Here is a 14,551-nt window from a genome sequence, read left to right on the forward strand (position 1 = left end):
CCCCGTGCAGATGGATTTCGAAAGTGGCGCCAGCGCCGGAAGGACAGTGCTGGTATTCGGCGCCACGGGCCAGCAAGGCGGAGCTGTCGCGCATGCGCTGATGGCCCAGGGTTGGCCGGTCAGGGCACTGGTCCGCGATCCGGACAGCGAAAAAGCGCGGGTTCTGGCAACGGCGGGTGTCGAAGTGGTCAAAGGCGACCTTTCGGATAAGAGGTCGATCGCCAGTGCGATGCGCGGCGCCTACGGCGTTTTCAGCATTCAACCCAGTTCGGGACAAGGCGCCGCCTATGGAGTGACGGACCAGGACGAGATCCGGTATGGCAAGAACATCGCCGACATCGCCGACGCAAGCGGCGTACAGCATCTTGTCTACACCTCTGTGGCCGCCGCGGGCAGAGGTCCGACCGGCATGGGGCATTTCGACAGCAAGTCCGAAATCGAAGCGCATGTCAGGCGCCTGAATCTCGCCAGCACTATCGTCCGGCCGCATACGTTCATGGAGATGTTGATGCTGCCTGGGATGGGTCTGGATCAGGGACGCTTCAGCTTTTTCATGCGTCCGGACCAGGCGATGCAGTTCATCGCCGTCGACGACATCGGAAAAATCGTCGCCGCTATTTTCGCCGGCGCAGAACGCTTTGCCGGTCGATCCATCGAAATCGCGGGAGATCAGCTTACGGGCACCGAACTGGCGGACGCCTTCAGCAAGGCTGCGAACGCAAAAATCGTCTATACGCGCTTTCCCGAGAGCCTCCTGGCGGAAAACGCCTTTCTTGGGCGCTTGGCGGCACTCATCGACGATGGAAAATTTCAGGGCGTCTCGGAGATCAAGGCGTTTGGCGAGGAATTCGGTGGGCTGATGAGCTTTGCGGAATGGCTGCAAGGGCCGGGCAGCGAGCTTTTCGAAAAAGCGCGCAGACCGACCGCGGCGTCAATCGCGTTGCGCTAACGAGCGCGTCGAACGGTATGCGGGGCCGCCTCGGCACACTGTCCGAGTCACGGTCCGCTCGGCTGGCCTTTTACTCCTGTTGCCACACTGCCGGTCGGCCGGGCAGCAAGGTGCAGAGCGATTCGTGCGGTCCGCCGACCTCGAAGGTGCCTCTGCCCGAGCGATTTGCCCTCGACAGCGCGGGACAGCCCACTGCCCATCTCGCGCAGTTCTGGTAAAACAGTCGGGGCCGAACGGCTACCGAGTCCGCGCCCAGGAACATGTATGGATCAGAACCAGTACAGCGGCGGTTGCCAGTGCGGCGCGGTGCGCTTCCGGGTGCGCGGCCGGCTCGACGACGCGTCGATCTGCCATTGCCGGATGTGCCAGAAGGCGTTCGGCGCCTACTACGCGCCGCTGGTGTCCACGCGCGGTGCGGAGCTGGTGTGGACGCGCGGCGCGCCGAAGCATTTCCAGTCCTCCAACCTGGTGCGGCGCGGCTTCTGCGCCGACTGCGGCACGCCGCTGACCTACGAGGCGCCGGACGGCGTCGCCGTGGCCGCCGGTGCGTTCGATCAGCCGGCGGCGTTGCCGCCGCGGATCCAGTACGGGCTGGAAGCCAAGCTGCCGTTCGTGGACGGCCTGCACCGGTTGCCTGTGCGCACCACCGAGGACGATCTGGAGAACGCGCCGTTCCTGGCGCAGCTGGTGTCGCACCAGCATCCGGACCACGACACCGGGCGTTGGCCGGCCTGAGCGGGCCGTTGCCGGGCCGTCGGAGGCCGCTAGCCCAGGTTTTGCCGAAGGTCCGCGTGTATGCGGTGGCGAGCGCGCCGCATCGGCATGCGGGTGTGTCGCGGCCGCCGCAGGTGGCTTCTGTCCGTGTCGGGCAGGCGCGGTTGCATGCGCGCTGCGCAAGACGCAGGCGCCAGGCCGGCGCGGTCATGCGGCGCAGGCCGGGCCGGGCCGGCGAGCGCGATTCCCATGCGCGCCGCCTGCTCGGCTGCCGTCTCCCCTGGTTCTGCCCCCCAGCCGCGCACGCCGCAGGCGCCCGGTCGCTGCGGTCATGCGGCGCCGGCGATGTGACGTGAGCGCCGGCAACGCCTACCATTCCCGCTTTCCTTCCTCGCAGTCCCCGCCTCATGAGCAAGCAGAACCAGTGGATCGTCGGCGTCAACGCCGTGGCCTCGTCGATCGAGAACGATGCCGACAACGTGCGCGAAGTGCTGATCGAGGCGGGCAGCAAGAATCCGCGGCTGGTGGAGATCGAGGAGAACGCGCGGCGCAAGGGCATCGAGGTGCGGCGGGTCAACACCCAGGCGCTGGACGGCGTCGGCGGCTCGGTGCGGCATCAGGGCGTGGCCGCGCGCTATGCGGCGGCGCGTACCTGGGGCGAGAACGAACTGGAAGGCCTGGTCGCCGCCGCCGAGGGCCGCGCGCTGCTGCTGGTGCTCGACGGCGTGCAGGATCCGCACAACCTCGGCGCCTGCCTGCGCAGTGCGGCCGCGGCCGGTGCGACCGCGGTGGTGATCCCGAAGGACAAGTCGGCGCCGGTCAACGCCACCGTGCGCAAGACCTCGGCCGGCGCCGCCGACCGCATTCCGATCGTGGCGGTGACCAACCTGGCGCGCTGCCTGCGCGACCTGCAGAAGCAGGGCGTGTGGATCTACGGCCTGGTCGGCGAGGCCGAGACCTCGCTGTACGCGCAGGACCTGCGCGGCAACGTGGCGCTGGTGCTGGGCGGCGAATCCGACGGCCTGCGCCGCTTGACCCGCGAGCACTGCGACGGCCTGGTCAAGATCCCGATGCCGGGCGACATCGAGAGCCTCAACGTGTCGGTGGCCACCGGCGTGACCCTGTTCGAGGCGGTGCGGCAGCGCATGGGGTGAGGCGCCGTCCATGCGCGCCGCGTCGTGGAGGGTTTTGCTGCACGCGACGCATGCGCCGGCGTGGTGCATTCGCAGGAGGGGCTTCAGCTCCGACCTGACCAAAGTCGTTCGACTCTCCACTTCGCGCGTCGCGACTGAAGTCGCTCCCACAGGGGGCGCCGTATGCTTGGCCGGATGCGCTTTGGAGGGGCTTCGGTATCCGAAGCCCGAAGGCCCGCCACGCTGCCTGTCGCGGCTGAAGCCGCTCCTACAGGAGTTTGTGCGGGGACGGCGGAGGTGCCGGCTGGGTGCACTGTAGGAGGGGCTTCAGCCCCGACCGGGCCCGTGCGGGCCGACCTTCGGTCTGGCCCATTGTCCCCAAGCCGCCTGGAGCCGTTCGCGGCGATGTTCCGCTTCAGCGCTGGTCGATTGCTGCGCGCGTCGCCGCCACGGCCGTTGCCGACGTTGCACCTGCATCCGATGGCGTCGCACCGCTGCCGCCCAGTGCCTGGTACAGGGTGACGTCGTTGTTGAGCTGGTCGAGCCTGGCCTGGGCCAGGGTCAGTTCCGCGCTGCGCCGGGTCTGCTGCGCGTCCAGCCAGGTGCGCAGGTCGGTGGCGCCGCTGCGGTAGCGCACTTCGTACATGCGCTCCACGTCGCGCGCGGCGTCGAAGGCGTTCTGCGCCGAGGCAACCTGCGTTTCCAGTTGCGTGCGCGCCGACAAGGCGTTGTCGACATCGCCCAGGGCGGTGTACAGCGTGGTGCGGAAGGTGCTGGCGGCGATCTCGTAGCTGGTGCCGGTGATGCGGGTATTGAGCTGGGCCTGGCGCAGGTTGAGGAACGGCAGGGTCAGTCCGGCACCGAGCGTGGCCAGCGGATTCTTCAGCACGTTCGCCAGCGTGGCGCTGCTGCCGTCGAGCGAGCCGGTCAGGCTCAGGGTCGGGTAATAGCTGGTCGCGGTGACCTTGATGTCGGCCAGTGCGCTGCGCAGCCGCAGTTCGGCCGCGCGCAGGTCCGGGCGGCGCGCCAGCAGTTGCGCCGGCAGGCCCGGCGCCAGCGGCGGGCGCGCGAACGCGTCCAGATTCTGCGGTTCCTCGGCCTGCGGCCAGGGCTGTCCGTCCAGTAGCACGGTCAGCTTGTTGCGGGCTTCCACGCGCTCTTGCAGCAGTTTGCTCTGCTCGGTGCGCTGGCTTTCCAGGTTCTGCTCGGCCTCGCGCACTTCCAGCCGCGACACGTCGCCCGCCTGGAACTGCACCTGCACCAGTTGCAGGGTCTTGGCCAGGCGCGCGAGATTCTCCTCGCCGGCGGCGATGCTCTGGTTGAGATAGCCGAGTTGCCAGTATTGGTCGCAGACCTCGCCGACCAGGGCCAGCGCGGTGTTCTCGCGGTCCTCGTCGGTGGCTTCGGCTTCCCAGCGGTCGGCATCGCGCTGCGCGCGCAGCTTGCCCCACAGGTCGATTTCCCAGCTCAGCGACACGCTGGCGGCATTGCTGCGGGCGACGTCGTCGTGATGGTCGGTGGCGCGGCTGCCGGAGGCACTGACGCTGCCGCTGGCGCTGGGCCACAGCTCGGTCTCGCTCAGGCCGGCCTGCAGCCGCGCCTTGCGCAGGCGCAACCCGGCCGTAGCCAGGTCGGCGTTGACCGCCAGTGCGCGTGCGACCAACCGGTCCAGGCGCGGATCGCCGAAGCCCTGCCACCAGGCGTCGGCGGCGATGTCGTGGGCGGGGTAGGTGGCCTGCAGCGCCAGCGGCTGGCGCGCGTCGACCGCCGTGTCGGCACCGGCGGCGTACCGCTGCGGCACGGCGATCGGCGCGGCGCGGTACTGGCCGGTGCTGACGCAGCCGGACAGCGTGGCGAGCAGGGCCAGCGGCAACAGCGCCGGGCGTAACGAGGAGAGCATGTTCATTCGCGGGCCAAGGCCTCCACGGGATCGAGTTGCGCGGCGTTGCGCGCGGGCAGGAAGCCGAACACCACGCCGATCAGGCTGGAGCAGGCGAAGGCGGCGACGATCGAGCCGGTCGAGAAGATCATGCTGAAGCTGCCGCCGGCCGCGGCGAACACCCGGCCCAGCGCCAGCGCCAGGCCGACTCCGAGCAGGCCGCCGAGCAGGCACACCAGCACCGCCTCGATCAGGAACTGCTGCATGATGTCGCTCTGCCGCGCGCCGACCGCCATGCGCACGCCGATCTCGCGGGTGCGTTCGGTCACCGACACCAGCATGATGTTCATCACCCCGATGCCGCCGACCACCAGCGCGATGGCGGCGATCGCGCCGATCATCAGGGTCAGCGTCTGCGTGGTCTTCTCGATGGTCTCGCGGATCTCGGCGCTGTTGCTAAGGAAGAAATCCTCGCTGCCGTGGCGCAGTTTCAGCAGCCGCGTCAGCGCCTGCTCGGCCGCATCCATCGGGGTGGCGTCGGACACGCGCACGGTGATGCTGGATACGTAGCTCTGGCCGAGCATGCGCGACATCGCGGTGGTGTAGGGCACCCAGACGCTCAGCGTGGAACTGCTGCCGAAGCCGGTGGTCTGCTTCTGCGCCACGCCGACCACGCGCACCGGCACGTTGCCGAGCAGGATCACCTGGCCGATCGGGCTGCGCGGCGATTTGCCGAAGAACTGCGCGCGGGTGTTCTGGTCGATCACCGCCACCTGTTCGATGCCCGACACCGCCTCGGCGCCGAAGAACGCGCCCTCGGCCAGCTTCAGTCCCTTGACCCGGAAATACTGCTCGCCGACGCCGCTGACCTGGGCGGTGGCCGACTGGTTGCCGTAGCGCGCGGTGACCGAGGTGGAGACGTTGGGCGTGGCGCTGTCCACGTAGCTCTGCTGCGCCAGCGCGGTGGCGTCGCGCGCCTTGAGCGTCTGCACCCGGCCCGAGCGCATGTCGCCGAAGCCGCTGCCCGGATAGACCTCGATGGTGTTGGTGCCGAGCGCGGAGATGTTGGACAGGATCTGCTGCTGCGAACCGTTGCCCAGCGCCACCACCGAGACCACCGAGGCGATGCCGATGATGATCCCGAGCATGGTCAGGAAGGTGCGCAGGCGGTGCGCGTTCATCGCCAGCAGCGCCATCCGGAACGCTTCGGTGAACCGGTCGCGCAGCGCCTGGAAGCGGCTGCCGCCGGCCGCGGCCGGCTCTAGGCGGCGCGCGGCGCGGCGCGCGTCGATCGCCGGGTTGGCGCGGTCGGCGATGATCGCGCCGTCGCGGATCTCGATGATGCGCTGCGCGTGCTGCGCCACCGACATGTCGTGGGTGACGATGATGATGGTGTGGCCTTCGGCATGCAGCTCGCCGAGGATCGCCATCACTTCCTCGCCCGAACGTGTGTCCAGCGCGCCGGTGGGTTCGTCGGCCAGGATCACCTGGCCGCCGTTCATCAGCGCGCGCGCGATCGAGACGCGCTGCTGCTGGCCGCCGGAGAGCTTGCCCGGGGTATGCCCGGCGCGGTCGCTGAGCCCGAGCCGGCGCAGCAGCTCGGCCGAGCGCGCGCTGCGCGCCGCCGCAGGCATGCCGGCATACACCGCGGGCACTTCGATGTTGCCGCTGGCGTCGAGGTCGCCGAGCAGGTGGTAGCGCTGGAAGATGAAGCCGAAGTGCTCGCGGCGCAGCTGCGCCAGCTCGTCCGGCTGCATCGCGCCGGTGGCGCGGCCGGCCACGCGGTAGCTGCCGGCGGTGGGCCGGTCCAGGCAGCCGAGGATGTTCATCAGGGTGGACTTGCCGGAACCGGACTGGCCGACGATGGCAACCATCTCGCCGGCGGCGATATCCAGGTTGACGTCGCGCAGGACCACCAGGGTCTCGTCGCCGGCGGGGAATTCGCGGCGCAGGTCGCGCAGCTGCAGCAGTGCTTCGCTCATGGCCGGCGCCTCACATGCCCATCGGCGGCGGGCCGCCGCCGGGACCGCCGCGGCGCTGGCTGTTCTTCTCGATGGCGGCCTGCTTGGTCGCGGCGGTGGCCTCGCCGACCACCACCTGCTCGCCCTCGCGCAGGCCGCTCTTCACTTCGGCCTGCGCGTTGTTGTTGAGGCCGATGCTCACGGTGCGCGGCTGCGGGCGTCCGTCGGCGCCGACCACCTGCACCGTGTAGCGGCCGTCGCCGCGCTTGTCGCCCAGCGCCGCCGAGGGAATGCTCAGTACCTTGCTGGCCTTGCCGAGCACGATGCTGACCTGCGCGGTCATGTAGGTGCGCAGTTCGCGGCTGGCATTGTCCACGTCGAACAGGCCGTAGTAGTAGATTGCCGAACTGGAGGTGGAGGTGGACGAGGAGGACGTGGTCGTGGACGTGCTGTCCTCGCTGGTCACCGATTCGGGCGCCGGGGCGATGTCGCGCAGGGTGCTGGTGTAGCGCTTGTCCGGATTGCCGAGGATGCTGAAGTACACCGGCTGGCCTTCCTTGGTCTTGACCACGTCGGCTTCGGAGATCTCCGCGTACACGGTCATGGTGTTGAGGTTGCCGAGCATGACGATGGTCGGCGTGCTCTGGTTGGCGTTGACCGTCTGCCCCTGCTTGGACACCACCGCGACCACGGTGCCGTCGATCGGCGCGGTGATCTTGGTGTAGCCCAGGGTGGTCTGCGCGCTGTCCACCGTGGTCTGCTGCTCGGCGATGGTGGCGTCGAGCGCGGCGATCTGCGCGCGGGTGCCTTCCAGCGTGGCGCGCGCGCTGTCGTAGTCGGCCTGGGAGGTGGCTTCGGCGGCCAGCATCTGCTGCTGGCGCTTGAACGCCAGTTCGTACTGGCGCAGGTTGGCGACCTGCACCTGGCGCGTGGCGCGCGCGTTCTGCAGCGCCGCCTGCGCGCTCTTGAGCGTGTTGAGCTGGGTGCGCGAATCGATCTCGGCGATCAGGTCGCCGGCCTTGACGTTGTCGCCGAGCTTGACCTTCAGCGACTCGATGCGGCCGGATGCCTGCGCGCCGACGCTGACCAGTTGCGAGGGTTTGATCGTGCCGGTGGCCTCGACGGTCTGCTCGATGTCGCCGCGCACTACCGGCGACGTGGCCAGGGTCGGTGCCGCCGGCGGCCGCAGCCACCAGGCCGCGATCGCGGCGAGCAGCAGCAGCGCAAGGATCAGCAGCACGATGCGGTTGCGTCGTGTCTTGGGAAGCGCGGATTTCACTGAGGCGGGACCTGTAGCCTGGCCGCGTGCTGCGGCGTCGACAGCAGCATGGCGGCCGCGCCCGCCCGGCCTCAACGCACGCTCTGTGTCGGCGTGTATCGGGTTCAGCGTGGCCCGTATCGAAGTGTTTCCGGCCAGGCTGGCGATACGCGGCGACACGCACCGGGCGCGCGCGCCGATCGGCTAGGATGGATCATCGCCGCATGAAGGAAGAACCGACGATGCATCGCCTGCTGGTGGTCGACGACGACGTCGACATCCGCACCCTGCTGGCCGAACAGCTGGGCCGCGCCGGCTATCAGGTCAGCACCGCCAGCGACGGCGCGCAGATGCGCCAGGTGCTGGAGCGCGAACACGTGGACCTGATCGTGCTCGACCTGAACCTGCCGCGCGAGGACGGGTTGACCCTGTGCCGCGACCTGCGCGCCAAGTCGAGCACGCCGGTGATCATGCTGACCGCGCGCAGCGAGCCGATCGACCGCGTGCTCGGCCTGGAGATGGGTGCCGACGACTACCTGGCCAAACCGTTCGAACCGCGCGAACTGCTGGCGCGGATCCGCAACGTGCTGCGCCGGACCGAGGCGCTGCCGGCCAACCTGGAGCCGCTGGCGATCCGCCGCGCACGCTTCGGCGGCTGGCTGTTCGACCTGGAGCAACGCCACCTGGTCGATCCGGGCAGCAGGGTGGTGGTGCTGTCCGGCGCCGAATTCCGCCTGCTGCGGGTGTTCGTCGGCCATGCCAACAAGGTGCTGTCGCGCGAACAGCTGGTGGCGCTGAGCAGCGGCCGCCAGTACGAGGCGCAGGACCGCGCGATCGACCTGCAGATCAGCCGCCTGCGGCAGAAACTGGGCGACAGCGGCGGCGACGGCCTGATCAAGACCGTGCGCAACGAAGGCTATGTGCTGGCCGCGGCGGTGGCGCTGGAATGAAGCGGCTGCGCCGGTTCTTCGCCTCGATGGCCGGGCGCCTGTTCCTGATCCTGCTGCTGGGCATGGCCTGCGCGGCGAGCTTCGCCACGCTGCTGGCCAATGCCAAGCGCCGCCAGGAATTCGACCGGCAGAACATGGAGCGCGCCGCCGACCGCCTGCAGAGTTTCGTCGAACTGTTGCAGAGCGCCGGCCCGGAACTGCGCGCGCGGCTGCTGTCGCTGGGCGGGCCGGGCATCCGCATCCTGCCGGCCACGACGCGTGGGCAGGCGCCGGACCCGGTCTTCGCCGCGGTGCTCGGCGCGCGCGGCGGCGCACTCGCGCCGGCGCAGGTGTCGCGCCTGGACATGCCCGCCTGCATGCCGCAGCGTCCGGATTTCTTGCCGCCGCCGCAGCGCCGCGACTTCGACCGCCAGGACGCCTCGCTGGAACCGCCGACCTGCCGGCTGATCGCCTTGCGCCTGGACGACGGCACGCCGCTGCGGCTGGGCCTGCAGACCCAGCCGATCGCGCGGCAGACCGCGCTGGCGGTGGACCCGCTGTTCCTGTCGCTGCTGGCGCTGGCCATCGCGTTGCTGGCCTACGTGGTCGCGCGCATCGCCAGCACGCCGCTGCAGCGGCTGGCCGATGCCGCCGCCGACCTCGGCCAGGACCTGCAGCGCCCGCCGCTACAGGTGCGCGGGCCGCTGGAAGTGCGCCGCGCCGCGCAGGCCTTCAATGCGATGCAGCAGCGCCTGCAGCGGCATCTGGGCGAACGCACGCAGATGCTGGCGGCGATCACCCACGACCTGCAGACCCCGTCCACGCGGCTGCGCTTGCGGCTGGAGAACGTGCAGGACGAAGCGCTGCGCGAGCGCCTGATCGGCGACCTGGCGGCGATGCAGGCGTTGATCCGCGAAGGCCTGGAACTGGCGCGCAGCGCCGAGACCGCCGAACAGCGCGCCGCCCTGGACCTGGATTCGCTGCTGCAGAGCGTGGTCGAGGATGCGGCCGAGGCCGGCGCCGACGCGGTCTTCGAACACGGCTGCGGCGCGGTGCTGCCGCTGCGCCCGCTGGCGATGCACCGGCTGTTCTCCAACCTGGTCGACAACGCGCTGAAATACGGCGGATCGGTGCGGGTGGCCGCCGAGCGCCATGCCGACGGGACGCTCGCCGTGTACGTGCGCGACCGCGGCCCGGGCATCGCCGAGGCCGAACTGGAGACCGTGTTCGCGCCGTTCGTACGCCTGGAGACGTCGCGCTCGCGCGAGACCGGCGGCGCCGGCCTGGGCCTGACCATCGCCCGTGCGCTGGCCGAGAAGGACGGCGCCACGCTGCGCCTGCGCAACCTGCCCGAAGGCGGCCTGGAAGCCTGCGTGCAATGGGCGGCGCCGCTGCGCCGGAACTGAGCGCGGCACGCGCGTCCACCCGCGGCGGCGGATTTTTGCCTACCATGTGCGCTGTTCCCGTGTTCCGTTCCGGCAATGAGCCAGCATCGCCCCCGTCTCGCCGATCCTGGCCGGCCGCCGTGCCCCCGGGCATGGCGTCCGCTGCCTGGCAGCACCGGCCCGCAGGGCCGTGCTGGCGCCGGTCCGGCGCGGCGTCATGACGCGGCGGCGCCTGCCCGCCGACGCGCTGGTTCACCCCGCGCCTGCGCAACCCTCTTGCGACCCGCGTGGGGAGCGATGGCACGCGCTGGCGCCCTCCGGGCCGGATCGATCCGGTGATGGCGGCGGCGTCGGGGCATGCGGCGGCCGTCCGCCGCGCCGCGCATGCGTGGCTGCTGCTGGCGCTGTTCGCACTGTCGCTCGGAATGGGGCCGGCCGCGGCTGCCGACCCGTCCGCGGCCGGGCCGCCGCCGCTGCGCGACTACGCCGTGGATGCCTGGACCTCGCGCAACGGCCTGCCGCACAACTCGCTGCGCGACCTGGCGCAGACCCCGGACGGACGCCTGTGGTTCGCCACCTGGGAAGGCCTGGTGCGCTACAACGGCCTGGACTTCGCGGTGATCGATCGCAGCACCCGGCCCGGCTTGCCCGACAACGGCGTCGGTGCGCTGTACGTCGGCCGCGACGGCGCGCTGTGGCTCAGCGATTCGCGCGGCAACCTGGGCCGCTACGACCGCGCCGGCAACTGGCGCTTCTGGCTGCAGCCGCCGGGCTGGCCGCGCGCGCTGATCCACGCCATGACCGAAGACCGCCAGGGACGGCTATGGCTGCTGTTCGAAGGCAATGGCCTGGGCTGCCTGTGGCCGGACGGCCGCTTCGACTACCAGCCGGCGCCGCCGGACCTGCCGCTGGCCAACAGCTTCCCGCGGATGGCGGTGGACGACCGCGGCCGGGTCTGGATCGGCAGCCTCGACGGCCTGCTGTACCGCGACGCGCAGGGCGTGCTGCGGCGCGCGCCGGACGCCTTCGGGTTGCCGCCCGGCCTGGCCTGGCCGTACCGCGACGCCGCCGGCACGCTGTGGCTGGTCGCCGGCGAGAACGTGTACCGGCTGCAGGACGAGCGCGCCGTGCTGGTGCACCGCCTGCCGGGCTACGGCCACTTCACCGCGATGCTGCGCGACCGCGACGGCGCGCTGTGGCTGGGCACCGAGAACCAGGGCCTGCTGCGCATCGGCCGGCACGGCATCGAGCACATGGCGCCGGGCGAAGTGCTGCCCAACGGGCGCGTGGTGAGCCTGCTCGAAGACGCCGAGGGCAGCATCTGGATCGGTGCCAATGGCGGCCTGTTCCGGCTGCGCGAAACCCTGTTCACCAGCTACACGCGCCGCGACGGACTCAGCGGCGACTACGTGCGCGCGCTGCTGGAAGCGCCCGACGGCGCGCTGTGGATCGGCAGCGCCGCCGGCCTGGACCGGATGGCGGCGGACGGCAGCATTGCGCCGGCGGGCCTGCGCAACGCCGACGGCAGCGCGCCATCGGTGCTGAGCCTGGCGCGCGGCAGCGACGGCGACCTGTGGGTCGGCACCTACGCCGACGGCGTATACCGGCTGCGCGACGGCCGCGTGCGCCGCCACTACGACAAGGGCGACGGCCTGCCCAGCGGCCACGTCCGCGCGATCAGCGTGGACCGCGCCGGCACGGTGTGGATCGGCACCCAGCGCGGCTTGGTGCGCATCGACGGCGAACAGGCGCGCGTGGCCGACGTGCCGGGCTTGCCGCAGGGCCTGATCACCGCGCTGGCGAGCATCGATGGCGCGCTGTGGATCGGCTCGGTCGAAGGCGCCTCGGTGCTGCGCGACGGCCGCGTGCAGCGGCTGCCGCTGGAGCCGCTGGGCGGCGCGCGCAGCGTGTTCGGCTTCCAGGCGCTGGGCCGCGACATGTGGATTTCCACCGACCGCGGCCTGCACCGCTATCGCGACGGCCGCCTGGCGCGGGTCGGGCTGGAGCAGGGCATGCCGGTGGACACCGTGTTCCAGCTGGTCCGCGACCGCCTCGGCAACGTCTGGATCAGCAGCAACCGTGGCGTGCTGCGGACCAGCGCCGACGCGCTGAACGCGGTCGCCGACGGCCGCGCCGGCAGACTGCAGGTGACCCGCTACAACGAGATCGACGGCATGGCCAATGCCCAGGGCAACGGCAGCTCCGGCCCATCGGAACTCGTGCGTGGCGACGGCAGCGTGTGGCTGGTCACCGCCGGCGGCATCAGCACGGTCGATCCGCGCCGGCTGCAGCGCTTCCGCGAACGCCTGCCGCCGCCAGCGGCGATCGAGAACGTGCTGCTGGATGGGCGGCCGTTCGCCTGGCGGCGCCAGTCGCGCCTGCCCGGCGCCACGCGCATCGCGGTGTCCTACGTCGGGCTCAGCTACCTGCTGCCCGAGCGCATCCGCTACCGCACCCGGCTCGACGGCCTGGACAAGGAGTGGGTGGAGCGCGGCCAGCAGCGCAGCGTCGAATTCATCGGCCTGCCGCCGGGCGACTACACCTTGCGCGTGGCCGCGGCGCATCCGGATGGCGCCTGGAGCACGCGCGAGGCGGTCTGGCATTTCAGCGTCGCCCCGCTGTGGTGGCAACGCGGCAGCGTGCAGGCCGCTGCCGCGTTGGCGCTGCTGTTCGCGCTGGTGGCGCTGTACCGCTACCTGATCGCCCGCTACAAGCGGCGCAATCTGCGCCTGGAGCGGCTGGTCAAGCAGCGCACCGGCGCCCTGCAACTGCAGACCGAGCGGCTGCTGCGCGCCGACGCCGACAAGAGCCAGCTGCTGGCCGAACTGCAGGACCAGGCCGACGCGTTCGAGCGCCAGGCCCACGAGGACGCATTGACCGCGCTGCCGAACCGCCGCCATTTCGACGAAGTGCTGCTGCGCGAGCTGCGCCGCGCGCAGCGCAGCGGCACTCCGCTGTGCCTGCTGGTGATCGACATCGACCGCTTCAAGCAGATCAACGACGGCTACTCGCACGCCACCGGCGATGCGGTGCTGCGCGAGGTCGGGCAACTGTTGCTGAGCGCCTGTCGCGGCTCCGACCTGCCGGCGCGGCTGGGCGGCGAGGAATTCGCGGTGTTGCTCGGCGACACCCCGCTGGCCGACGCCGAGCGCATGGCCGCGCGCCTGCGCGACCTGTTCCACGCGCGCCTGCAGTGGGCCGACGCGCCATCGCTGCGGGTCACCTTCAGCGCCGGGTTGGTCGCGCTGAGCGGGGAGGAGACGCCGAGCCAGTTGTTGCAGCGTGCGGATGTGGCCTTGTATCGGGCGAAGAGCGGGGGACGGGATCGGGTGTGTGTTGGATGAGTGTCGTGGCGGGGGATAGCGTGATTCGGCGCAAGGGCCGAAGGCGCGGCACTAGCGGTTCATCGGGTCCATTGTTCCCCGACGTTTGCTCAAGGCATTCGCCAGAACGGTGTTGGCTTGTAGGAATTGTCGCGGCCGAGGCTGCGTACCACCAGGCCGAACACCAGGCCAGCGGTGAGGGTGGTGGGTAACGCCTGAAGGAAATCGCGTAGCAGCATCCACACTGGAAACGTGCCGTAGTGCTGCCAGGGCTTGATCGAGCGGCACAATCCCTGCAGCAGGAGCACCACGGCACAGACGGATGCGGCTAGCGCTGGCGGCGGCGGGCGGCGAAGGCTCGCAATCCAAACCACCAGCAGTGGGAGGGCCGCCGCCCACAGTGTGCCGATCAGGGCGATGCCGATCAGCCCGTCAGGCTCGAAGCGATAGACGCGTGTCGGCCAGAACGCAACGTAGCTGACCAGGGACACCAACATGGCAGCGAGCCATCCGGTGGCGAATCCCAAGCTCGCTTTCGCCATTGTTCTCACGTCGTCCCCCGATACCCGAATTCGATTGAACGCGAAGCGCCGTCGCTTGTTTGAATGAGTTAGCGCTGAACCCGCAAGGACTCGGAGCGCCAAAGCCCGAAGCGCTGCAGGCCGTAGCGCTTTGGCAGTGTGGTGCTTACGAGGCTGAGGCCGTAAGAGCAGCCGGTCTGTCCGAACTCGGCATACGGCAGACACTCGTTCGCTCTGAAGCGTGCCGATTGGCCCGATTCGAGTTTCAGGTCGATGATCGTGCCGGAGCGGGACCAGGCGCCGGTAAAGATCTTCGTGGAAGGCGTTGCGGAACCATCTGCCTCCCACGTACGGAAGATCAGGCGCGCTTGGCCGGATTTCTGCAGAGTCAGATCGATCGCATACTCGGTCTCGGTGACTGCCTGATAGTCCCCGGAAACGTCTGCGCTGGCGGCAGTGGACGCGGCGATCGCAAAAATGAGAGTCCACACGTCCATCG

11 protein-coding genes are annotated in these 14,551 nt (G+C 70.2%); 6 read left to right on the forward strand and 5 right to left on the reverse strand.

Annotated features, from left to right (window positions below; translation table 11 throughout):
• The first annotated feature begins 10 nt into the window (after window positions 1-10).
• From AB8810_RS08890 to rlmB, 3 genes are all read left to right on the forward strand, one after another.
• Window positions 11-949 carry an NmrA/HSCARG family protein gene (locus tag AB8810_RS08890; protein ID WP_369916649.1) on the forward strand — a complete coding sequence of 313 codons (939 nt, stop codon included), beginning with the start codon at window positions 11-13 and terminating at the stop codon, window positions 947-949.
• Between the two features lie 264 nt (window positions 950-1,213).
• A complete protein-coding gene (locus AB8810_RS08895) occupies window positions 1,214-1,684 on the forward strand; it encodes a GFA family protein (RefSeq protein WP_369916298.1) in 471 nt (156 codons plus the stop codon).
• A 386-nt stretch (window positions 1,685-2,070) separates the two neighbouring features.
• Window positions 2,071-2,817, forward strand: coding sequence for a 23S rRNA (guanosine(2251)-2'-O)-methyltransferase RlmB (rlmB, locus tag AB8810_RS08900; RefSeq protein WP_003467227.1), 747 nt, complete (start codon window positions 2,071-2,073; stop codon window positions 2,815-2,817).
• 394 nt (window positions 2,818-3,211) lie between these two features.
• Here the strand turns inward: rlmB and AB8810_RS08905 are convergent, their stop codons facing one another.
• The 3 genes from AB8810_RS08905 to AB8810_RS08915 are packed head-to-tail and all read right to left on the reverse strand — an operon-like array spanning window position 3,212 to window position 7,915.
• Window positions 3,212-4,696 carry an efflux transporter outer membrane subunit gene (locus AB8810_RS08905; protein ID WP_369916299.1) on the reverse strand — a complete coding sequence of 495 codons (1,485 nt, stop codon included), beginning with the start codon at window positions 4,694-4,696 and terminating at the stop codon, window positions 3,212-3,214.
• 2 nt (window positions 4,697-4,698) lie between these two features.
• On the reverse strand, window positions 4,699-6,657 hold the full coding sequence (locus AB8810_RS08910) for a MacB family efflux pump subunit (protein WP_369916300.1): 1,959 nt from the start codon (window positions 6,655-6,657) through the stop codon (window positions 4,699-4,701).
• A gap of 10 nt (window positions 6,658-6,667) precedes the next feature.
• The gene (locus tag AB8810_RS08915; protein WP_369916301.1) at window positions 6,668-7,915 is read right to left on the reverse strand and encodes an efflux RND transporter periplasmic adaptor subunit; all 1,248 of its coding nucleotides are present in this window, start codon (window positions 7,913-7,915) and stop codon (window positions 6,668-6,670) included.
• A 203-nt stretch (window positions 7,916-8,118) separates the two neighbouring features.
• Here AB8810_RS08915 and AB8810_RS08920 point away from each other — a divergent pair, with 203 nt between their 5' ends.
• The 3 genes from AB8810_RS08920 to AB8810_RS08930 all read left to right on the forward strand — a co-directional run bounded on the left by AB8810_RS08920 (window position 8,119) and on the right by AB8810_RS08930 (window position 13,552).
• The gene (locus AB8810_RS08920) at window positions 8,119-8,844 is read left to right on the forward strand and encodes a response regulator (protein ID WP_206230036.1); all 726 of its coding nucleotides are present in this window, start codon (window positions 8,119-8,121) and stop codon (window positions 8,842-8,844) included.
• Window positions 8,841-10,229, forward strand: coding sequence for an ATP-binding protein (locus AB8810_RS08925; protein WP_369916302.1), 1,389 nt, complete (start codon window positions 8,841-8,843; stop codon window positions 10,227-10,229). Before AB8810_RS08920 ends, AB8810_RS08925 begins: the two co-directional genes overlap by 4 nt.
• A gap of 317 nt (window positions 10,230-10,546) precedes the next feature.
• The gene (locus AB8810_RS08930; RefSeq protein WP_369916303.1) at window positions 10,547-13,552 is read left to right on the forward strand and encodes a two-component regulator propeller domain-containing protein; all 3,006 of its coding nucleotides are present in this window, start codon (window positions 10,547-10,549) and stop codon (window positions 13,550-13,552) included.
• 89 nt (window positions 13,553-13,641) lie between these two features.
• On the opposite strand, the gene AB8810_RS08935 is transcribed toward AB8810_RS08930, so the two are convergent.
• Entirely contained in the window at window positions 13,642-14,028 is a 387-nt protein-coding gene (locus AB8810_RS08935) for a hypothetical protein (RefSeq protein ID WP_369916304.1), read from the reverse strand.
• Window positions 14,029-14,141: 113 nt separating this feature from the next.
• Window positions 14,142-14,549, reverse strand: a complete 408-nt coding sequence (locus AB8810_RS08940) for a hypothetical protein (RefSeq protein ID WP_206259486.1) — start codon at window positions 14,547-14,549, stop codon at window positions 14,142-14,144.
• Window positions 14,550-14,551 lie beyond the last annotated feature (2 nt).

The sequence above is a fragment of the Xanthomonas sp. NCPPB 3005 genome (assembly GCF_041228095.2).
GTDB lineage: Bacteria > Pseudomonadota > Gammaproteobacteria > Xanthomonadales > Xanthomonadaceae > Xanthomonas_A > Xanthomonas_A bonasiae.

Bases quoted from the DNA above. Each gene is read 5' to 3' on its own strand.
- AB8810_RS08920 (WP_206230036.1), top strand. From the start codon at position 8,119: ATGAAGGAAGAACCGACGATGCATCGCCTGCTGGTGGTCGACGACGAC.
- rlmB (WP_003467227.1), top strand. From the start codon at position 2,071: ATGAGCAAGCAGAACCAGTGGATCGTCGGCGTCAACGCCGTGGCCTCG.
- AB8810_RS08925 (WP_369916302.1), top strand. From the start codon at position 8,841: ATGAAGCGGCTGCGCCGGTTCTTCGCCTCGATGGCCGGGCGCCTGTTC.
- AB8810_RS08930 (WP_369916303.1), top strand. From the start codon at position 10,547: ATGGCGGCGGCGTCGGGGCATGCGGCGGCCGTCCGCCGCGCCGCGCAT.
- AB8810_RS08910 (WP_369916300.1), bottom strand. From the start codon at position 6,657: ATGAGCGAAGCACTGCTGCAGCTGCGCGACCTGCGCCGCGAATTCCCC.
- AB8810_RS08895 (WP_369916298.1), top strand. From the start codon at position 1,214: ATGGATCAGAACCAGTACAGCGGCGGTTGCCAGTGCGGCGCGGTGCGC.
- AB8810_RS08940 (WP_206259486.1), bottom strand. From the start codon at position 14,549: ATGGACGTGTGGACTCTCATTTTTGCGATCGCCGCGTCCACTGCCGCC.
- AB8810_RS08935 (WP_369916304.1), bottom strand. From the start codon at position 14,028: ATGTTGGTGTCCCTGGTCAGCTACGTTGCGTTCTGGCCGACACGCGTC.
- AB8810_RS08905 (WP_369916299.1), bottom strand. From the start codon at position 4,696: ATGCTCTCCTCGTTACGCCCGGCGCTGTTGCCGCTGGCCCTGCTCGCC.
- AB8810_RS08890 (WP_369916649.1), top strand. From the start codon at position 11: ATGGATTTCGAAAGTGGCGCCAGCGCCGGAAGGACAGTGCTGGTATTC.